Genomic DNA, 20,989 nt, shown 5'->3' with positions numbered 1-20,989 from the left:
CTAGAAGTACCCTTCGCGCTTGCGGTCTTCCATCGCGGCCTCGGACATCTTGTCGTCGGCGCGGGTCGCGCCCCGCTCGGTGAGCCGGGAGGCTGCGATCTCGGTGATGACCTGGTCGATGGTGGCGGCGTCGGAGTCGACGGCGCCGGTGCAGGACATGTCGCCCACGGTGCGGTAGCGGACGAGGCGCCGCCGGGTGCTCTCGCCGTCCTTCGGGCCGCCCCAGTCGCCGGCGGTCAGCCACATGCCGTTGCGCTGGAACACCTCGCGCTCGTGGGCGAAGTAGATCTGCGGCAGTTCGATGTCCTCGCGGGCGATGTACTGCCACACGTCCAGCTCGGTCCAGTTGGAGAGCGGGAAGACGCGGACGTGCTCGCCGGGTGCGTGGCGGCCGTTGTAGAGCTGCCACAGCTCCGGGCGCTGGCGGCGCGGGTCCCACTGGGAGAACTCGTCGCGCAGGGAGAACACGCGCTCCTTGGCGCGGGCCTTCTCCTCGTCGCGGCGCCCGCCGCCGAACACGGCGTCGAACTTCAGCTGCTGGATGGCCTCCGTCAGGGGGACGGTCTGGAGCGGGTTGCGGACCCCGTCCGGGCGCTCGCGCAGCTTGCCGGCGTCGATGTACTCCTGGACGGAGGCGACGTGCAGGCGGAGGTGGTGCTTGGCCACCGCGCGGTCGCGGTAGTCGAGGACCTCGGGGAAGTTGTGCCCGGTGTCGACGTGCAGCAGCGTGAAGGGCACCGGCGCGGGCGCGAAGGCCTTGAGCGCCAGGTGCAGCATGACGATGGAGTCCTTGCCGCCGGAGAAGAGGATCACCGGCTTCTCGAACTCGCCCGCCACCTCGCGGAAGATGTGCACGGCCTCGGATTCGAGGGCGTCGAGATGGCTCAGCGTGAAGAGCGAGCCGGCCGCTTCCGCGGCCCGGACGGTGGCCGTCATGCCAGACCCCTTTCGGTGAGCAGTGCGTGCAGGGCCGAAGCCGACTCCCGGACGGTCTGGGTGTGGGACTCGATGCGCAGGTCCGGGGAGTCCGGAGCCTCGTACGGGTCGTCGACGCCGGTCAGACCGGAGATCTCGCCCGCCGCCTGCTTGGCGTACAGGCCCTTCACGTCGCGTACGGAGCACACCTCGACGGGAGTGGCCACGTGCACCTCCAGGTAGGGCGTCGCGGTCGCGCGGTGCCGGGCCCGGACCGCCTCGCGGCTGTCGGTGAACGGCGCGATCACCGGGACCAGGACGAGCACCCCGTTGCGGGCCAGCACCTCGGCGACCATGCCGATCCGCTGGACGTTGGTGTTGCGGTCGTCCCGGGAGAAACCGAGGTCGGCGGAGAGGAACTTGCGGATCTGGTCCCCGTCGAGGACCTCCACCCGCCGGTGCTCCCGGCGCAGCCGTCCGGCCAGCTCCTCGGCGATCGTCGTCTTGCCGGCGCTCGGCAGTCCGGTGAGCCACACGGTGGCCCCCGGCCAGCAGGTGCACAGCCGGGCCTCGGGTTGCGGCAGGGCGCCGGGTTGCGGCGGGGCCGCGGGGAGGGTCGTCACGAGTGTCATCGGTCTGCTCACGCTCCTTCGGGGCGGAGGGTCAGGCGGTCCTTCGTCGCGGCGGTGACCGCGGACCGGCTGGAGGGCCACGGGAGGGTCTCGCCCCTGCGCCACAGCTCCGTCTGGTCGTCGTAGTGGTCGTTGAAGGCGTGTCCGGAGGCGCCGGTCAGGTTGATCCAGCGCGAGGCGTCGAAGTCGGCGAAGTCCACGACCATCCGCATCGAGGGCACCCAGTTCACCTCGTATCCCTTGGAGGCGTCCCAGCCGGTCGCGTCGACCGTCGCCGAGCCGCCGCCGACCTCCACCGGCTCGTGGTTCAGCAGCCACTGCACCGGGGCGGGCCCGCCGGTGCCCAGGGTGTCGTTGCGCAGGGTCAGGGTGTGCAGGGCGCCCCACCGCCACTTCGCCGGGTCGGCGCCGAGCCGGCCGGACAGCTCCTTCGCGGCGTCGTCCAGGGCTGCCCGCAGCACGTCGTCGCGGGTGCGCAGGCCGCGCGGGTCCTTGGCGCTGCGCCACCAGGGGTCGTCCGGCGAGGACAGCAGCTTGCGGACGACGTCGTACCAGAGGCCGCCGCCGTCGACGTGCAGCTGGGCCTTGTTGCCGTCGAGCTCGTCGTAGAACGTCAGCTTCAGCAGGTTGCTCCACACCGCGTTGAAGTACGCGGCCGGAGCCGAGTCCGCGCCCTGCCCGAAGTCCCAGCCGCGCAGCAGGTCCTGGGCGGCGCGGGCGTCCTTGCCGGGGGTGACCGCCAGCAGGTACGGGGTCAGGGCGGCCGCGTTCTCGTTGTGGTCGTCGAGCTGGATGCGCTGCATGGCGGCGGCGTCCAGCTTGCCCGCCTTCTCGATCAGCTGCGCGATCCGCTCGCTGCGGTAGCCGTCGCCCCAGTTGCGGGTCAGGTCGTACGGGTACTGCGGGCCGGCCGCCGCGTTGTTCGCGGTGACGATGTAGCCCGACGCCGGGTCGAAGGAGCGCGGCAGCGCGTCGAAGGGAACGAAGCCCTGCCAGTCGTACTCCCCGGTCCAGCCGGGCACCGGCCAGCGGCCCTCCCCCTTGCCGCGCACCGGGATCCGGCCGGGCGCCTGGTAGCCGATGTGGCCCTGCCGGTCGGCGTAGACCAGGTTCTGCGCGGGGGAGGAGAACAGCGCCGCCGCGGCCCGGAAGGAGTCCCAGTCCTTGGCGGTGTCCAGCTGGAACACCGCGTCCATGGTCCGGCCCGGGTCCAGGGCGCTCCACCGCATCGCGACCGCGTACTCGGCGCCCCCGCCGCTGTCGCGCTCCACGCCGGGGATGCGGCCCTCGGCGGCGAGCGTCTTCGCCTTGGGGAAGGCGTCGGAGATGACGGGGCCGTGGACGGTGGAGCGGACGGTGATGGTGCGGTCCGGTCCGCCGGCGACCTTCAGCACCTCCTGCCGGGACTCCAGCGGCCGCTGCCCGCCCTTGTAGGCGTACGTGCCGCCGGTGATGCGCTCCACGAACAGGTCGGTGTCGGCGGGGGCCAGGTTGGTCACGCCCCAGCCGATGTCGCCGTTGTGGCCGACGATCACCCCGGGCATCCCGGCGAAGCCGAAGCCGGACACGTCGTACGGGCAGGCCGGGCCGGTCGTGGTGCAGTGCAGGCCGCCCTGGTACCAGACGCCCGGCATGGACGGGGACAGGTGCGGGTCGTTCGCGAGCAGCGGCTTGCCGCTCGTCGTGCGGCTGCCGGCCACCACCCACGAGTTGGAGCCGATGCCCGAACCGCGCGGCCCGAGCACCTTGTCGACTCCGGCGAGGGCGTCGGAGGCACCCGCCATCGGCCCGTACGCGGCCGTCGCGGTGGCCGTCGCCGTCGCGCTGGCGGCCGCGGACGCGGCGGGACCGGCCGGCGCCTCGGGCACGGTGCCCTGGCTGTCGCCGGGGGAGACGATGGGCCGCCAGCGGGAGAAGTCGTACGTGGGGAAGAGGGAGTCGACCTGTGCGTCGGTCAGGGTCGCGGCCAGCAGCGCGTGCCGCACCTGGTCCGAGAGGGTCGCGTTGAGGTTCCAGGCCATGGCCTTGAGCCAGGACACCGAGTCCGCGGGCGTCCAGGGCGCCGGGCTGTAGTCCAGGCCGCCCAGCTTCAGCAGCGGGTACTCCACCCCCAGGTCCGCGCCGCCGTGGCCGGCGAGGTAGGAGTTCACCCCGGCCGCGTACGCGTCGAGGTTGGCCCGCGACTGCGGGTCCAGCAGGGCGACCTCCTGCTCGGCCACCCGCCGCCAGCCCATCGTCCGGATCAGGGAGTCGGTCTCCACCTGGCTCTCGCCGAACAGCTCGGCGAGGCTGCCGGAGGTGATGTGCCGGCGGACGTCCATCTCCCAGAACCGGTCCTGGGCGTGCACGAACCCCTGTGCGAGGAACAGGTCGTGCGGGTCGCCCGCGTAGATCTGGGGGACGCCCGAGGCGTCCCGGGCCACCGTCACCGGCCCGTGCAGGCCCGCCACCGCCAGCTCGCCCGACACCTGCGGGTACGAGGCCCGCACCATCCGGGTCGCCGCGAGGCCGGCCACGCAGGCCACCGTCACCAGCAGCACCGCCAGGCACCACGCGGTCACCCGCAGCCTGCGCCACCAGCGCGAGCCCCGCCGCGGCGCGGCCCGCACCTCCTGCGGCCCGCCGTCCGGCGGCCCGTCCCCCCGAGGGGTGCCACCCGGGTCCTCCCCACCCGGCGCGCCGGGCCGGGTCAGCGGATCCATCACATCGCTCATGTCGTCCGATCCCATGCTCGGCGGAACTCTGCGCTCCCGACGGTGGCAGTCGCACCGCCCGGGCATAAGCCGGGGAATCTCCCGACAGTCGTTCCGCTATTCGTTCGCTATTGGCCGGCCGTCGGCCGGGAGAGCGGCCCGGCAGCGGGCCGATAGCGGGCCGGGAGCGGCCCGCGGTTGAGTGGGGCACCCGGGGACGCCGCAGCGGCGGAACCGGTGCACTTCACCCTTGGTCATTTCCGGACACGAAGGCGGGGACATGCCGGCGACAGCGCTCTGGGCGGCACCACGATCACGTTCGACCGCGTTCTTCCGGTCGATGCTCCAGCACGGCGACATCACCGCCCTGCACGAGCCGTTCTGCAACGTCGCGGACTTCGGGGAGACCGAGATCGAGGGCGCCGTGGTGCGCTCCGAACGGGAGCTGATCAACGCGATCGGCGAACTCGCCCGCCACCGGCCGGTGTTCTTCAAGGACACCACCGACCACCACTACGCCGAGGTCCTCGCGGACACGGAGTTCCTCGCCGGGACCCGGCACACCTTCCTGCTGCGCCGCCCGGAGGAGATCGTCTCCTCCTTCTACGCCCTCCAGCCCGACATGGAGCTCTCGGACGTCGGCATCGAGGGCCTGCACGAGATGTACCTGGCCGTCCTCGGCGCCGGCGGTGAGCCGCCCGTGGTCGTCGACTCCGACGACCTGGTGGAGCGGCCCGCCGCGACGATGGCCGCCTACTGCGCCGCCGTCGGCATCCCCTTCCGGCCCGAGACGCTCAGCTGGGACGCCACCGCCCGCGGCGAATGGCAGCGCACCGACCGCTGGCACGTCGCCGTCAGCAACAGCACCGGCTTCTCCAAGAGCCGCACCGCCTACCGGCACACCCCGGAGAACAACCCGAAGCTCGCGCAGTTCGCCGCGCACCACCGCCCGTTCTACGAGTTTCTCTGGGACGCCCGGCTGAGGGTCGGCCAGGAGGCCCCCGCTCTGTGACCGCCCCGCACCCGAGGGGGCCCGGCCCGCGCACCGCGGGCCGGGCCCCCTCGCGTCAGAGCGCCGCGGCCAGCGCCCGCCGGTCCACCTTGGCGTTGGGGGTCAGCGGGATCTCGTCCAGCACGACCACCCGCCCCGGCAGCATGTACACGGGCAGCACCGTGCGCAGGTGCGCGTGGACCTCCGCGAGCGAAGGGGTGTCCGTACCGGTGACGAAGGCCGTCAGCACGCCCTCGCCGCCTTCCTGCGGCCGCACCAGGTCCACCACCGCGTCCTTGACCCGAGGATGCGTCAGCAGGACCTCCTCGATCTCGCCGGGCTCGATGCGGTGCCCGTGCAGCTTGATCTGGGTGTCGATCCGCCCCGCGAACTCCAGGCCGTCGCCCCCCTCCGTCCAGCGCACCAGGTCGCCCGTCCGGTACAGCCGGGCGCCGTGCCCGCCGAACGGGTCCGGTACGAACTTCAGCGCCGTCAGCCCCGGCCGGTCCAGGTAGCCCCGCGCCAGGCACACGCCGCCGATCAGTAGCTCGCCGAACCCGCCCGGCGGCTGCTCCGACCCGTCCGGGCCCACCACGTGCGCCTCCAGGTTCGGCATCGCCTCGCCGATCAGCGGCTTGGGCCGGCCCAGCCGCGGATCGTGCCGCTGCTCGGTGCAGGCCACGGTCGCCTCGGTGGGCCCGTACTGGTTGTTGACGATCCGCGTCGCCGAGGACCACCGGTCCGCCTGGAAGCGGCTCAGCTGCTCCCCGCCCACGTTGACCACCCGCAGCTCGGGCAGCTGCTCCGGGTCCAGCAGCGGCAGGATCGCCGTGGTGAACACCCCGATCGTGACGCCCTCGTCGCGCATCAGGGCGCCCAGCGCCCGCGGGTCGAGCAGGGTCAGCGCAGAGCCCTGGACCAGGCAGGAGCCCGTGGTCAGCGCCCCGAAGATCTCCAGGACGCTCACGTCGAAGCAGGGCGTGGTCAGCTGGAGCCAGCGGTCGCCCGGCCCGATCGTGAACTGCCGCGCCATGTGCGAGGTCAGGTTGGCCACGCCCCGGTGCGGCAGCAGGGTCCCCTTGGGGCGGCCCGTCGATCCCGAGGTGTAGATGACGTACGCCAGCTGGTCCGGGTGCGCCGGCAGCTCCGCGTCGGCCGCGGACAGCCCGGTCAGCATGTCCGCCGTGAACGGGTCGTCGACGCAGACCGCCGCCGCCTCCTCGGGGACCTGCCCTGCCAGGGCGGTCGTGGTGACGACCAGCTCGCAGCCCGCGTCCCCCATCAGGTAACCCAGCCGGTCCACGGGCTGCGCCGGGTCCATCGGCAGGTACGCCCCGCCCGCCTTGAGGATCGCGAGCATCGCCAGCGGCAGCTGCGGGCCGCGCTCCATGAGCACGCCCACGACGGACTCCCGGCCCACGCCCATCCGGCGCAGGTGCGCCGCCAGCCGGTTGGCCCGCCCGTTCAGCTCCCCGTAACTCCACTGCTCGCCCTCGAAGCGCAGCGCGGGCGCCTCGGGGATCCGCCGCGCCCAGTCCTGCACGAGCTCGTGCAGGCATGCCTGTCCGTTCATTCCCGACCGCCTCCAGCGTCCGTGTCCGCCGGCCCGGATCCGTCCCGGCCGGCCAGCAGTTCCTCCACCTCGTCCTCGCTGAGCTCGCCGATCTCCAGGGCCAGGCGCGCGATCGCCGCGACGTCCACGCCCTGGTCCCGGCCGGCCGCCTCCACGAGGGCCGCCTGGCTCTCCACGTCGGTGGCCGCGAAGACCTCCCGCAGCGGGATCTCCACCCCGAACACCTCCGCGGTCAGCGCGGCGATCCGGGTCGCGGCCAGCGAGTAGCCGCCCAGCTCGAAGAAGTCGTCCCGCACGCCGACCCCGTCGACGTGGAGCACGCTGCCCCACACCTCGGCGAGCAGCTTCTCCACCGGGGTACGGGGGGCCAGCCGCCCGGTGTCCAGGGCCGGCCGGGCGCTGCCGACGGGCGGCAGGGCCCCCCGGTCGGCCTTGCCGCTGACCGCGAGCGGCAGCCGCTCCAGCGCCACGAAGTGCGCGGGCACCATGTGTTCGGGCAGGGTCCGGCGCAGCTGCTCCCGCAACCCGCCCACCGGCAGTTCCCCGCCGCCCTCCGGTACGTAGTAGGCGGCGAGGGTGGTGTCGCCGGTCTCCCGCACCGCCTTGACGACCGCCTCCCGGATCCCGGGCAGGGACGCCAGGGCCGCCTCCACCTCGCCGAGCTCGATGCGGAACCCGCGCACCTTGACCTGGTCGTCGATGCGGCCGAGGTAGTCCAGGCCGCCGCCGGCCGTCCAGCGGGCCAGGTCCCCGGTGCGGTACATCCGCTGCCCGGGCCCCTCGAAGGGATCGGGCAGGAACGCGGACGCGGTCAGCGCGGGCCGCCCGTGGTAGCCGCGGGCCAGCCCGGCGCCCGCCACGTACAGCTCGCCCGCCACCCCGACCGGCACCGGCCGCAGCGCGCGGTCCAGTACGTACGCGCGGGAGTTGGCCATGGGCCGGCCGATCGGGACCGGACCCGGGGCGAGCACCTCGCCGGGGCCCACCCGCAGGGCCACGCAGCCCACGGTGGCCTCGGTGGGCCCGTACTCGTTGGTGACCACCGCGCCGGGGAAGCGCGCCCGCCACTGGTCGAGGACCTCGGAGGTCAGCATCTCGCCGCCGATGACCAGGTCCCCGGTGGGCGAGTACGCCTCCGGCAGCCCAAGCAGGATCGGCAGGTGGCTCGGCGTGACCTTCAGCAGGGACAGCCGGCCCTCCCCGCCCGGCAGTTCGTCCGTGCGGCCGTCCAGCCCGCCCAGCACGATCCGGCCGCCCGCGGTCAGCGGCCCCAGCAGGGTGGTCACCGACAGGTCGACGGAGACCGGCGAGTGCAGCAGCGCCGACCCCGCCAGACCCGGGTAGTCCCGGCGGCAGGCGGCCAGGTAGTCGGCGAGCGCGCGGTGGCTGATCAGGACGCCCTTCGGCTTTCCGGTCGAGCCGGAGGTGTAGATGGCGTACGCCAGGTGGTCGGGGCGCAGCGGGGCCCGCCGGTCGGCGTCGGTGACGTCTGCGGCGGCGCAGCGGGCCAGCGCGGCCCGGGTGGCGGGCGCGTCCAGGTCGAGGCGCTCGGCCGTGCCCGTCGCCGCCGCGGCGACGCCCGTGGTGGTGACCACGGCCGACGGCGCCGCGTCGGAGAGCAGGTACGCGATCCGGTCGGGCGGCAGCACCGGGTCCACCGGGACGTAGGCGGCGCCGGACTTCAGGACGGCCAGCACGGCCGTCACCGTCTCGGCCGAGCGCGGCAGCATCAGCGCCACCGTCCGCTCGGGGCCGGCGCCGCGCTCGATCAGCAGCCGGGCCAGCCGGTTGGCGGCCTCGTTCAGCTCGCCGTACGTGAGGGTGCCCGCGTCGCCGACCACGGCCGGGGCGTGCGGGTGGGCGGCCGCGCGGGCCTCGACCAGGGCCGGGGTGAGGTCCGCGGGGACCTCGGCGGCGGTCCGGTTCCACTCGGTGATCAGGGTGTGCTCGTCCTCGGGGCGCAGCAGCGGCAGTTCCCCGATCCGGTCCCCGGGGCGGGCCGCGGCCGCCGCGAGGAGGGTCTCGTACTGGGTCCACATACGGGCGACGGTGGCCTCGTCGAAGAGGTCGGTGCTGTAGTCGACGACCCCCTCGAAGCACTCCCCGGAGTCCCACAGCTGCACGTTGAGGTCCAGGTGGGTGGCCTTGCGGCGGACCGGGACGGTCGACAGCTCCAGGCCGTCCAGCGCCACGTCCGGCAGCGGCGCGCTCTGCAGCAGGAACATCACCTGCGCCAGCGGCTGGTGGCTCAGGTCCCGCTTGGGCGCGAGTTCCTCCACCAGCCGGTCGAAGGGCAGGTCCTGGTGCTGCAGGCCGTCCAGCACGGTCTCGCCCACCTGCGCGGCCAGTTCGGCGAAGCGAAGGTCGCCGGCCGGCGAGGCCCGCAGCAGCAGCACGTTGATGAAGCAGCCGATGACCTGCTCCACCTGCGGGGTGCGGTGGGCGACCCCGCTGCTGACGGTGACGTCCTCGCTGCCGGTCCAGCGGCCCACCGCCGCCTGGAAGGCGGCCAGCAGGGCGGTGAACGGGGTGACCCCGAGGGCGCGGGCCGCCTGCCGGACGGCGGCCGAGGTCCGCGGGGACAGCCGCACCGGCAGGGTCGCCCCGCGGAAGGACTGCACGGGCGGCCGAGGGCGGTCGGCGGGCAGCTCCAGCACCGGCTGCATCCCGGCCAGCCGCTCGCGCCAGTAGCCGAGCAGTTCCTCGGTCCGCTCCCCGTCGAGCTGCTCGCGGTGCCAGGCCGCGTAGTCGACGTACTGCACCTCCGGCTCGGGCAGCCGCGGCCGGCCGCCGGCCCGCAGCACCGGGTAGGCGGCGGCCAGTTCGCCGACGAAGATCCCGCAGGACCAGCTGTCGGAGACCAGGTGGTGCATGGTGACGGCCAGGACGTGGTCCTCGGCGGCCAGCCGCAGCAGCTCGACGCGCAGCAGCCGTCCCGTGAGGTCGAAGGGGCGGGCCGCCGCCTCGGCCACCAGGGCGGCCAGCGCCTCGGGGTCGGCCGCGGCCGCGTGGCCGGCCAGGTCCCGTACCGGCACCTCGACGAGGTGGTCCTCCTCGACGATCTGGCCGAGGACCCCGTCGACCGTGCGGAAGACGGTGCGCAGCGACTCGTGGCGGCGCACCACCTCCCGGACTGCGCCGGTCAGGGCGGCGGTGTCGAGCGGTCCGCGCAGCCGCACCGCGAAGGGCACGTGATAGGCGGAGCCGCCCGGGTACAGCTGCTCGATGATCATGATCCGCTGCTGGGCGTGCGTCGCCGGGAACATGATCTGCTCGGGGTGCATCAGGGACATCGGATTCTCCACGTACGTCATGAGCCGCTTTGGCTGCCGATCCGGCGTGCGGCCCGCAGGGCCCGCAGCGCGTCCTTGCCCCCGCCCGGCGCCGCTCCCGGCGCGACGAGGCTGACCTGTCGGGTGCGGTCGATCCGGGTGATCCGGCCCGCCCCGCCGCCCGGCTGCGGCGGCGCGCCCGCCGCGGCGAGGGTGTCCACGGCCGCCGCCAGGTGCTCCAGCGTCGGCGTCTCGAACATCACCCGCAGCGGCAGCTGCGCCCCCAGCGACTCCCGCACCCGCACCGCGAAGCGGGACATCAGCAGGGAGTGGGCGCCGTGGTCGAAGAGGTTGTCGGTGCGGCCGATCGCCCCGGTGCCGAGCAGCTCGGCGAGGATCCCCGCCAGCTCCCGCTCGGTCGCCGTGGCCGGTTCGTCGCGGGGCGCGTCCTGCTCCGGCGCGGGCGGCTTGAGCGCCGCCCGGTCCACCTTGCCGCTGGTGCCCAGCGGGAAGCCGTCCACCCACACGAACCGGGCGGGCACCATGTAGGCGGGCAGCACCCGCGCCAGCTCCTCGCGCAGGGCGCGGGTGGCGGCGTGTTCGTCGAAGTCCCCGCCGACCGCGCCGCCCCCGTCGTGGCCCGGGCGGACGTACGCGACCAGCACCGCCGGGGCGTCCGGCGCGGGCCGGTGCACCACGGCCACGCCCTGGCTCAGCGCCGGCAGCCGGCTCAACGCGGCGTCCACCTCGCCCAGTTCGATCCGGTGGCCGTTGACCTTGACCTGGTTGTCGACCCGCCCCAGCAGCTCGGTCCGGCCGTCCGCGGTGGTCCGGGCCAGGTCCCCGGTCCGGTACAGGCGGGCGCCGGGGGTGTCCCCGTACGGGTCCGGTACGAACGCCGCCGCCGTCAGGCCCGGCCGGCCCAGATAGCCGCGGGCCAGCCCGGCGCCGCCGATCAGCAGCTCGCCGGCCGCACCGGCGGGTACCGGCTCCAGCGCCGCGTCGAGTACGTACACCTGCGTGTTGGCGACGGGCGCGCCCAGCGGGGTGGCGGCCCCCGGCACGGCGGTGACCTGCGTGCCGGTCGACCACACGGTGGTCTCGGTCGGCCCGTACAGGTTCCACAGGGTGCCCGTACCGAAGGACAGCAGCGTGCGCGCCAGCCCGGGGGAGAGGGCCTCGCCGCCGCTGGCCATCGCCAGGCCCGGGGTGCCGGTCCAGCCCGCCTCGCACAGCAGCCGCCAGGTCGCGGGGGTGGCCTGCATCATCGAGAAGGCGCCGGACTCCAGCCGCACCCGCAGCTGATCACCGGCGGCCGCGATCCGGCGCGGCACGATGTGGGAGCAGCCGCCGGTGATCAGCGGGAGGTAGGCCTCCAGGGCGGAGATGTCGAAGGAGAAGGTGGTCACGGCCAGCAGCCGGCCGCCTTCGGCGGGCCCCAGCAGCCGGACCATGGCGGCGAGGAAGTTGGCCAGGGCTCCGTGCGGGACCTGCACCCCCTTGGGGCGGCCGGTCGAGCCGGAGGTGTAGAGCACGTAGGCCGCCTGGTCGGGGCGTACGCGAACGCCGGGCGAGGAGGCGGGCAGCGCGGCGAGTTCCCCGGCCAGCGCGTCGAGGACGAGTCGGACCGGGCCGGACGCGGCCCCGTCGGCCGCGCCGGCCGCACCGGCCCCGTCGGCCGCGCCGGCCGCACCGGCCCCGTCGGCCGCACCGGCCGCGCCGGCCGTGGCGCGCGTACCGGCCCGGTCCGCGGACGAGTCGGTGAGCACGATCCGGGCACCGCTGTCGGCCAGCAGGTACGCGATCCGCTCGGCCGGCAGGTGCGGGTCGACCGGCAGGTAGCTGCCGCCCGCCCGCAGCACCGCGAGCATCGCCACGACCATCGTCTCGTCGTGCGGCAGCCGCACGGCCACGGTCTCCTCGGCCCGCAGCCCCCGCGCGAGCAGCAGCCGGGCGAGCCGGTTCACGGCCGCGTCCAGCTCCCGGTAGCTCAGCGTCCGGGTGCCGCGCACCCGGTCCGCGTCCGGGGCGGCCCCCGCCGGGCCGAGCGCGTACTCGGTGTCGTCGAAGGCAAGGGCGGGAGCATCGGGCGTCCGGGCGGCCTGCGCGGCCACCAGCTCGTGCACCGGGACCTCCGAAGTCCCCGGCACGGCCGTGTCGTTGCGGCCCCGCAGGACGGCGGCCCGCTCGGCGGCGGGCATCAGCGGCAGCAGGGCGGCGGGGCGCTCCGGGTCCGCGGCGACGGCGTCCAGCAGGGCGCACAGCCCGGCGGCCATCCGCTCGGCCGTGGCGTCCTCGAACAGGGCGCGGTCGAACTGGAGCAGCCCGCTGAGCGTGCCGTCCACCTCGGCGAAGGTCAGCTGGAGGTCCATCTGGGCGTGCGGCTGGTCCAGCGGCACCGGCCGCATCTCCAGCCCGCCCAGGTCGAACCGGGAGGCCGGATCGCCCAGGACGAACGCCGCCAGGGGGCCCGACTGGAGCGTGAACAGCGCCTGCACCAGCGGTGTGCGGCTCGTGTCGCGCGCCACCCGGCTCCGCTCGACCAGCAGCGACAGCGGCATCGCGCTGTGCCGCAGGGCGGCCGGTACGCTCCGCGCGGCCCGCCGCAGCAGGGCGGTGAACGACTCGCCCGGCACCAGGTCGGCGCGCAGCACCGCGGTGTTGAGGAACGGCCCGACCACCTCCGCCGTGTCGGCGTGCTCCCGGCCGTGTACGGGGGAGCCCACGAGCAGGCTCGCCTGCCCGGCCGTGCGGCCGAGCATCAGCTGGTACGCGCTCAGCAGGACGGTGTACAGGGTGGTCCCCTCGGCGTGGGCGAGTGCGCCCAGCGCGGCTGCGGTCCCCGGCTGCAGCCGGAAGCGCCGCATCCCGGCCGGCGCCCGCCGGCGGGCCGGGCGGACGTGGTCGGACGGCAGTTCCAGTACGGTCGGGGCGCCCGCCAGCTCGCGCTGCCAGAACTCCCACAGCCGCTCGCCCTCCGCCCCCGCGAGCCGTTCGGCCTGGCGGCGTACGGCCGCGCCGAACCCGGGCACGGCCCGCGCGTCGGGGGCGGGCCCGCCGGTCTCGGCCCGGTAGTGCGCGCCGAGCTCCCGCAGCAGGACCTCCAGGGACCACAGGTCGCAGACCAGGTGGTGCAGGGAGACGACCAGCCGGTGCCGGCCGGGCCCGCAGCGCAGCAGGGCCACCCGCAGCAGCGGGCCGGCCTCCACGTCGAAGGGCCGGTAGGCGAGCGCGGTCAGCTCCGCCCGCATCCGCTCCGCGGGCCACGCGCTCGCATCGGTTTCGGAGAACTCCGGCTCCAGTACGGCGTGGACGCGCTGTACGGGGCCGTCGCCGACCTCGGGGAAGGTGGTGCGCAGGGCCGCGTGGCGGCGTACGACGGCGGCCAGTGCGCGGCGCAGCGCGGCCGCGTCCACCTCGCCGGACAGCTCGGCGGCGGCGGCGAGGTGGTAGGCGGAGCTGTCGGGGTCCATCCGGTGCAGGAACCACATGGCCCGCTGCCCGTGCGAGAGTTCGCCGTCCCCGGGCGGGGCGTCGGCGAGCGCCGCGGGACCCGTGCCCGATGCGGCGGCGGCGGCGTCGGCGGCGGCGATGGCGTCGGCCAGTTCGGCCAGGGTCAGCGAGAAGGCCTCCTCCGGGCCGAGCTCCAGCCCGAACTCCCGCTGGAGCCGGTGCAGGAGCCGTACGGAGTCCAGCGAGTCCAGGCCCAGGGCCGCCGGGGAGGCGTCCGCGGGCACCTCCTCGGGCCGGGTCCGCAGCAGCACGGCCGCGGCCCGCCGCAGGTGGGCGAGGACCGCCTCGCGATCGCCGGCGTCCGGTACGGGCAGTTCCGCGACCGCGTCCCCGGCCGCGGCGGCCGGCTGCTCCGCGTCGGCGTGGACGGCGGTCACCAGCAGTTCGCCCGCCAGGTAGGCGGCGCGGCAGGCGTGCCGGGCCACCTTGCCGCTGGAGGTCCGCGGCAGCGAGGCCGTACGGATCAGGACCACGGCGTGCGGGCGCACCTCGTGCTGCTCGGCGACCTCGGCCTGCACGGTGCGGGCCAGCTCCGCCGGATCCGCCAGCCCGTGGCCGTGGATCAGCTCCTGGACGACGACCAGCTGCTCGGCGCCGTCGGCGCCGGTGACGGAGAAGGCGGCGCCGCCGTTGCCGCGCAGCGCGGGCGAGCAGCGCTCGGCGGTCAGCTCGATGTCCTGCGGGTAGTGGTTGCGGCCGCGGACGATGATCAGGTCCTTGCGGCGGCCGGTCACGTACAGCTCGCGTGTGCCGCCGTCGCCGGAGAGGAAGCCGAGGTCGCCGGTGCGCAGGAAGCCGGTGCCGTCACCGCCCTCGACGAGCGCGCCGAAGGTGTCGGCGACGGCGTCGGTGCGGTTGAAGTAGCCGCGCGCCACGCTCGGGCCGGCCACCCACACCTCGCCGATCTCCCCGTCGGCCACGGGCAGCCGGGTCTGCGGGTCGACGATCTCCAGCCGCTGCTCGGGCGGCAGTACCCCGGAGGCGACCAGTTCGCCGGCCGCGCCGGAGCCGGCGGGCGGCTCGCAGGTGCGGAAGCCGGTGCCCGCGGGCCCGCCCGTCACCAGCAGGGATCCCTCGGCCAGCCCGTAGCACGGCAGGAAGGCCTCGGCGCGGAAGCCGGAGACGGCGAAGGCCTCGGCGAAGCGGTGCAGCGAGGCCGGGCGGACAGGCTCCGCCCCGTTGTACGCCACCTGCCAGGACGACAGGTCCAGGGCGGCCCGCTGCTCCTCGGTGGTGCGCTCGACGGCCAGGTCGTAGGCGAAGTTGGGGCCGCCGGTGACGGTCGCCCGTTCCTCGGCGACCACGCCCAGCCAGCGCAGCGGGTCGCGGGCGAAGGTGCTCGGCGCCATCAGCGACATCGTGCCGCCCGCGCGGACGGTCCCCATGACCGAGCCGATCAGGCCCATGTCGTGGTACATCGGCAGCCACGACACCCCGCGCATCCCGGTGTCCAGCCCGAACACCCGGCCGATCATCGCGGTGTTGTGCAGCAGGTTGCCGTGGCTGAGGACGACGCCGCGGGGCGTCGAGGTGGAGCCGGAGGTGTACTGGAGGAAGGCCGTGGCGTCCTCGCCGATCCGCGGGGCCCGCCAGGCCGGGGCGTCCTCGGCGCCCATCGCGTCGGTCGCCAGCAGCCGCAGCGGCGGCACCCCGTCGGCGGAGGCCAGGCGCGGGGCGAGCCGGTCGCGGATCACCGCGGTCGTCAGCGCCACCTCCGCGCCGCTGTCGCGCACGATCGCGGCGAGCCGCTCGGTGGAACGGGCATTGCGGCTCGGCGGGTACGCGGGCACCGCGACGACCCCCGCGTACAGGCAGCCGAAGAAGGCGGCCACGTAGTCCAGTCCGGCGGGGAACAGCAGGACGGCACAGCGCCCGGCCAGCCCGAGGTCCGCCAGGTGCGCCGCGACGGCCCGCGCCCGGGAGTCCAGCCCGGCCCAGTCGAGCACCTCGGGCTCGCCCGGCTCCTCGGCGTGGAAGCGGAAGGCCGTCGCGTGCGGGCGCTCCTGTGCCGTACCGGAAAGTACGTCTCGCCAGTTCATGTAACGACCTCACCTCGATCACACCGTGGTCAACGGTGCACACCTTGGCCCAGCCGCCGGTCCCGCCTCGATCGGGACTTTCCCCGACTGCCGCGTGCGCGTAAGGGCTGTGAGAGTCCGTCAGGGTGCCCGGCCCCCGGTCTCCCGCAGTCCGCCGTCAACGGCGTCCCGTAGCCATGGCGTTAACGGCGTTAACGGCGTTAACGCTCAACGCCTTCACCGCGGCGGCCGCCGAGAACCCCTGGAAAGGTCACCATGACGAGCACCGAGCCACGCACCGATCCCGGCCCCGTGGCGGCCCGGCCCCGCCACCCGCTGCGCACCACCCGCGACTACCGGGCCCTGTGGGCGGGAGACGCCGTCTCCCAGTTCGGCTCCAAGATCACGGAGTTCGTGCTGCCGCTGCTGATGGTCACCGGCCTGCATGCGAGCGGCACCCAGGTCGGCCTGCTCCAGACCCTCTACATGGCGCCGTTCTTCCTGCTGCCGCTGTTCGCCGGGGTCTGGCTGGACCGGCGCCCCGCCCGCCCCGTGATGATCGCAGCCGACCTCGCCCGCTTCGCCCTCGTCCTGGCCGTCCCCGTGCTCGCCCTGCAGGGCGTCCTCGCCCTGTGGCACGTATGGCTGATCGCCCTGCTCGGCGGCTCGCTCAGCGCGGTGTACGACATCGCCGCCACCGCCTACCTGCCGCGGCTGCTGCCCGCCGCCCAGCTCCCCGCCGCCAACAGCCTGGTGACGGCCAACCAGGCCGTCGGCGGCACCGCCGGGCCCGGCCTCGCCGGCTGGCTCGCCGCGCTCTTCGGCCCCGCCGCCACCCTCGTCTTCGACGCCCTGTCCTACCTGGCCTCCGCCAGCGCCCTGATGCTCGTACGCCACCGGGAGAAGACCGTCCGCTCCGCCGCCCCGCGCGACCTGCGCCGGGAACTGGGGGAGGGGCTGCGCTCGGTCCTGGACAACCCGCCCCTGCGCGCCGTCGCCGTCCACGCCGGCATCTACAACGCGGGCATCGCCCTGCTGAACCTGGCGTTCCTCATGCGCTTCGTCCGCGAACTCGGCCACGACAGCGCCGACTTCGGGCTCGTCATGGTCGCCGGCGGGCTCGGCGCCGTGGCCGGGGCGCTCACCGCCCCGCCGCTGCTGCGCCGCCTCGGCTTGGGACCGGCCTTCCTGACCGTCCTGGCCTTCTCCACCACGCCCTACCTGCTGCTGCTCACCGCCGACGGCGGCGGCGCCGACCTGCCCGTGAGCGCACTCGCCTACATGCTGGGCACCGGAGGGGCCTCCGCGGGCAGCGTGATCGCGGTGACCATGCGGCAGCGGCTGACCGCCCCGCACCTGTACGCCCGGATGACCGCCACCTACCGGCTCATCAGCTTCGGGATGCTCACGCTGGGCACCACCTGCGCCGGGTTGCTCACCCAGTACGCGGGGGCCCGTACCGCCCTCGCCGCCGCACCGGTCCTGCTGCTGCTCTCGATCGCGCCGATCGCCGGCCGATCCGTACGCACGCTGCGCGCCATACCGGAGCCGGAGGCCGCGGATCAGGCCGCGGAGGAGGCCTCCGCCTCCTGAGCGCAGTGCACGGAGTCGAACACGGGGATCTTCCGCACCTCGCCGAGGTAGGGGGTCCCCTCCGTGTATCCGGTGCCGCTGCGGCTGCCCAGCATCCGTACGGCGAGCCGGTAGTGGGTCTGGCGCCAGCGGCGCATCGCGGAGGCGAACTCCTCCATCGCGGCGGCCGCCGGGAGCACGCAGCCGCGGCCGGCGCGCGGCCCGGCCAGGGCGTCCGCGTACGCGTCGTCCAGGCTCCGCTGACCGGCCAGCACCTGTTCGCGGACCTCGGGCACCGAGCGGTAGGCGTGCGAGTGGAGGCGCTCGGCGTCCGGGGTCCGGCACAGGGACTCCACCAGCTTGTACGAGCGCGACTGGATGGCGCTCGCCCCCTCGGTGAACTCCCGGAACACCCGGAAGGCCTCGGCCTGCATGGTGGCGAGCAGCGAGAACAGCGGCGCGGACTCCGTCAGGGCGGCCGCCGCGCGGCGCAGCCGGTCCGCGGCGGCCGGCCCGCGGCCCGCGTCGAGGGCCTCGATCGCCGCCCGCAGCTCGGCCGCCAGCAGGGTGAAGGTGGCCTCGAAGGCCTGGAGCACGCGGATGAACAGGTACTCGTCGTGGGTGACGTGCACCGGCAGCATGCTCAGGTCCAGCACCAGCCGCTCCCGCGCGGTCATCGACGCGTCGGCCGTCTCCCACAGCCGGCGCGCGGCCTTTTCGGGCTCCTCGCCCGGTACGGGGCCAAGAAGCCCGAGGCGGGCCAGCGCCGGGGCGGCCACCCGCAGCGCCAGCCGGTGGCGCTTGCCGACCAGCAGCGGGGACGGGCGCAGCTGCGGCAGGAGCGCGGTCTCCCCGGCCACGGCTTCCAGTTCGAAGCGGGCGAGGTCGCCGAGGAGGTGCACGACGAGCCGGTCGCGGTGCCCGCGCATCTCCTCGGGGCCGGCCCCGGCGGGCGGGGCCAGCAGGGACAGCGCGGTGTACGTGGGGTAGTCGTAGCGGCCGTCGTACTTGTCGAGGGCGGTGTCCAGGAACCGCTCCAGCACCTCGCGCGCGGCCTCCTGGCCGGCCCCGACCGGGGCGGGCGCGGCGGTCAGCTCCCCGCGCGCCCGGTCCAGCAGGGCCAGCAGGGACCCGGGGACGAAGTGCTTGCCGCCCTCCCGGTAGGCGGCGACCACGCCGGCGTAGGGGAAACGGTCCGGCTCGGGCGCTGCGAGCCAGTCGGTGAGCGCTTTCATTTGCGGTCTTTCTCCTCGGGAAGGGGGGCCGCCGGGCAGGGAGCCGCCGGGGGCGGGGTCGGAGTGGCCGGGGCGGCGTCGCCCATCGGGCCGGTGCGGGTGAGCTCGGTGCGCACGAGCCACAGGCGGGGGAAGAACTGGTGGCCGATCAGCTTGGTCAGCACGCCGATCGGGATGCCCTTGGTGCCCAGGACGTCCTCGCCCAGCAGGCGGAGCGCCATCTTGCAGTGCTCCACGCGCCACAGGGAGATCCCCTCGTCCCAGCCGATCAGGGCCTCGGCGAGGCGGTGGACGGGCGTGTCGGGCTGCGTGCGGTAGACCTCGGCGAGGTCGGTCCCCTGCTCCTCGACGGCGCGGTCGAAAGCCTCGCCGAGCAGCGCGGTGGCGCGGCGGGCGGCCGCCCAGCCGGGGGACTCGAAGCCGGAGCCGTGGCCCAGGACGGTGCGGATGGTCTGGAAGTCCCAGGGCGAGAGCCGGCGCATCATCTCCAGCTGGTCGGTGGCCAGCCGGACGCCGAGCCGGGCCCGCTCCAGCAGCCTGACGGCCGTGTCGAAGGAGCCCTCGCCGATCAGCCGGGTGCTGTCGGTGAGTTCCTGGCAGGCGAGCTTGAGCCACAGCTCGGTGGACTGGTGCACCACCTGGAAGAGCAGCTCGTCGCGGTGGATGACCTCCTCCGGGCGGCGCTGGAGGGACAGCAGGGTGTCGGTCCGCATGTAGCGGGCGTAGTCCGTGTCCCCCGTGCCGGGCAGCACCGGTACGGAGTAGTCCTTGCCGGCGGGCGCGGTGTGCGCCTCGGGTGCGGTGGTCTGGGTGGTCACGGGGTTTCTCCTGTCAGGCGGCCGCGGCAGCGGCGGTGGTGCGGTGCCCGGCCGCCGCGGCGGCGGCCTCGGTGTGGGCGATGACCTCGCGGATGGTGTGCTGGCCGAGCATCCGGTCCAGGGGAAGTTCCAACCCCTGCTCCCGGGCGGCGGTCACGATCCGCACGGCCCGCATCGAGTTCCCGCCCAGGGCGTAGAACTCGTCGTGGACACCCACCTCGGAGACCTCCAGCACCTCGCGCCACAGCGCGACCAGCAGGTGCTCGCCGGGGGTCTGCGGCATCCCGCCGTCCGCCGGGAGGTCCCGCGGGGGCTCCTCGTACGCCTCGTCGGGCGCGGCGGCCTGCGGGGTGCCCGCGGCCGCGCGGGCGTCGGCCACCGGGCAGGGCAGCGCCGACAAGGCGGTGCCGGGAGCCGCCGAGGCGGCCCGCAGCACCGCGGACAGCGAGCGCGCCACCAGGTCGGCGGTCCCGGCGGTGAACAGGTCGGCCGACAGGGACACGTGCCCGGTCACCGCGTCGCCCTGCTCCACCAGGTCCGCGACCGCGTCGAACTGCAGTGCGGTGTCGGGGAGTTCGACGGGCTCCAGCGTCACGCCGGTGATCGCTGCCAGGCCCAGCGGTACGGACTGCTGCACGTTCAGCAGCGTCTGCGCGAGCGGCAGCCGGCCGGCCCGCCGGTCCGGGTGCGCCCGCTCGACCATCAGCTCGAACGGCACGTCGGCCCGGGAGTACGCCTCCACGCACCGGTCCCGGACCTGGGCCAGCAGCTCGCCGAAGGACGGGTCCCCGGACAGGTCGACGCGGATCGGAAGGGTGTTGACGAAGAAACCGACCAGCGGTTCGAGGTCCACCTCGGGCCGCCCGGCCACGGGCAGGCCCACCACCAGGTCGCTCTGCCCGCTCCACCGCGACAGCACCACCGCGTACGCGGCCAGGGCGACCATGGAGGCGGTCACCCCGCCGCCGGGGGCGGTCAGCCGCAGCTGCCGCACCACCGGGGCCGCCGCCCTCACCGGCGCCGACACCGCCGACCACGCCCGCACCGCGGGGCGCGGCAGGTCCGCGGGCAGCCGCAGCTCGCGCACCCCGGCGAGCCGCTCGCCCCAGTAGGCCAGCTGCTCCTCCAGGGCGCCGGAGGCCACCTGCTCGCGCAGCCACACGGCGTAGTCCGCGTACTGGAGCGGCAGTTCCTCCAGCGGGTGCGCGGTGCCGTGCAGGCAGGGCTCGTACAGGGCCGTCAGCTCGCGCAGCAGCACGCCGAGCGACATGCCGTCGCAGACGCTGTGGTGGACCAGAGCCAGCAGTACGTGGTCTTCGTCGGCCAGCCGCAGCAGCGTGCAGCGCAGCAGCGGGCCGGCGGCCAGGTCGAAGGGCTCCCGGCTGAGCTCCGCGGCCAGGGCCACGGCCGCGTCCGGGCCGCCGGGCACGTCCACGACGGGCAGGGCCACCGGGCCGGGGGCCCGCACCACCTGCGCGATGTCGTTGCCGTCCAGCCGCAGCACGCTCCGCAGCACCTCGTGCCGGGCGACCACCTCGGTCAGGGCCCGCTCCAGTGCCCCGTGGTCCAGCGGGCCCCGCAGCCGCAGGGCGGCCCGCATCGTGTAGAGGGCGGTCCCGCTGCCCGCCTGCTCCAGCAGCCACATCCGCTTCTGCCCGAACGAGGCGGGCAGGGCGAACAGCTCCTCGGACATCGCGGCCTCGGTCGTCTCGGCCTCGGCCGTCTCGGGCGCGGTCGTCTCGGTCTGGGTCATCTCA

At 74.9% G+C, this 20,989-nt stretch carries 11 protein-coding genes; 2 read left to right on the top strand and 9 right to left on the bottom strand.

What is annotated here, in order from left to right; all coding sequences use genetic code 11:
• Genes cysD through ACIBAD_RS27530 form a run of 3 tightly spaced genes read right to left on the bottom strand, consistent with a single transcriptional unit; the run spans position 1 to position 4,261 of the window.
• A complete protein-coding gene (cysD, locus tag ACIBAD_RS27540) occupies positions 1 to 936 on the bottom strand; it encodes a sulfate adenylyltransferase subunit CysD (protein WP_398909164.1) in 936 nt (311 codons plus the stop codon).
• Positions 933 to 1,547 carry an adenylyl-sulfate kinase gene (cysC, locus tag ACIBAD_RS27535; protein WP_134076187.1) on the bottom strand — a complete coding sequence of 205 codons (615 nt, stop codon included), beginning with the start codon at positions 1,545 to 1,547 and terminating at the stop codon, positions 933 to 935. The genes cysD and cysC overlap by 4 nt, the downstream gene beginning before the upstream one ends.
• An 8-nt stretch (positions 1,548 to 1,555) precedes the next feature.
• The gene (locus tag ACIBAD_RS27530) at positions 1,556 to 4,261 is read right to left on the bottom strand and encodes a penicillin acylase family protein (protein WP_398909162.1); all 2,706 of its coding nucleotides are present in this window, start codon (positions 4,259 to 4,261) and stop codon (positions 1,556 to 1,558) included.
• Positions 4,262 to 4,520: 259 nt separating this feature from the next.
• Here ACIBAD_RS27530 and ACIBAD_RS27525 point away from each other — a divergent pair, with 259 nt between their 5' ends.
• Positions 4,521 to 5,252 carry a sulfotransferase family protein gene (locus ACIBAD_RS27525; RefSeq protein WP_398909160.1) on the top strand — a complete coding sequence of 244 codons (732 nt, stop codon included), beginning with the start codon at positions 4,521 to 4,523 and terminating at the stop codon, positions 5,250 to 5,252.
• A gap of 55 nt (positions 5,253 to 5,307) precedes the next feature.
• Here ACIBAD_RS27525 and ACIBAD_RS27520 read toward each other — a convergent pair whose 3' ends face one another.
• Genes ACIBAD_RS27520 through ACIBAD_RS27510 form a run of 3 tightly spaced genes read right to left on the bottom strand, consistent with a single transcriptional unit; the run spans position 5,308 to position 15,628 of the window.
• Positions 5,308 to 6,804: an amino acid adenylation domain-containing protein gene (locus ACIBAD_RS27520; RefSeq protein WP_134076181.1), complete on the bottom strand. Its 1,497-nt coding sequence runs from the start codon at positions 6,802 to 6,804 to the stop codon at positions 5,308 to 5,310.
• Positions 6,801 to 10,097 carry an amino acid adenylation domain-containing protein gene (locus tag ACIBAD_RS27515; protein WP_398909158.1) on the bottom strand — a complete coding sequence of 1,099 codons (3,297 nt, stop codon included), beginning with the start codon at positions 10,095 to 10,097 and terminating at the stop codon, positions 6,801 to 6,803. The genes ACIBAD_RS27520 and ACIBAD_RS27515 overlap by 4 nt, the downstream gene beginning before the upstream one ends.
• A gap of 17 nt (positions 10,098 to 10,114) precedes the next feature.
• Complete coding sequence (locus ACIBAD_RS27510; protein ID WP_398909156.1) at positions 10,115 to 15,628, bottom strand: amino acid adenylation domain-containing protein; 5,514 nt, start codon at positions 15,626 to 15,628, stop codon at positions 10,115 to 10,117.
• 255 nt (positions 15,629 to 15,883) lie between these two features.
• On the opposite strand from ACIBAD_RS27510, the gene ACIBAD_RS27505 reads away from it, so the two are divergent.
• Positions 15,884 to 17,200, top strand: coding sequence for an MFS transporter (locus ACIBAD_RS27505; protein ID WP_398909154.1), 1,317 nt, complete (start codon positions 15,884 to 15,886; stop codon positions 17,198 to 17,200).
• Here ACIBAD_RS27505 and ACIBAD_RS27500 read toward each other — a convergent pair.
• The 3 genes from ACIBAD_RS27500 to ACIBAD_RS27490 are packed head-to-tail and all read right to left on the bottom strand — an operon-like array spanning position 17,170 to position 20,985.
• Positions 17,170 to 18,414: a tryptophan 2,3-dioxygenase family protein gene (locus ACIBAD_RS27500; RefSeq protein ID WP_398909152.1), complete on the bottom strand. Its 1,245-nt coding sequence runs from the start codon at positions 18,412 to 18,414 to the stop codon at positions 17,170 to 17,172. The genes ACIBAD_RS27505 and ACIBAD_RS27500 overlap by 31 nt on opposite strands.
• Positions 18,411 to 19,232, bottom strand: a complete 822-nt coding sequence (locus ACIBAD_RS27495; RefSeq protein WP_398909151.1) for a tryptophan 2,3-dioxygenase family protein — start codon at positions 19,230 to 19,232, stop codon at positions 18,411 to 18,413. Before ACIBAD_RS27495 ends, ACIBAD_RS27500 begins: the two co-directional genes overlap by 4 nt.
• Before the next feature lie 13 nt (positions 19,233 to 19,245).
• Positions 19,246 to 20,985, bottom strand: a complete 1,740-nt coding sequence (locus ACIBAD_RS27490; RefSeq protein WP_398909149.1) for a condensation domain-containing protein — start codon at positions 20,983 to 20,985, stop codon at positions 19,246 to 19,248.
• Positions 20,986 to 20,989: the final 4 nt, after the last annotated feature.

Origin of the sequence: Streptomyces sp. NPDC051109 (genome assembly GCF_044455885.1) — a bacterium.
Taxonomy (GTDB): Bacteria; Actinomycetota; Actinomycetes; order Streptomycetales; family Streptomycetaceae; genus Streptomyces.
Note: the sequence above shows the minus strand (reverse complement) of the source record. Positions and strands in the feature narration are given on the sequence as shown.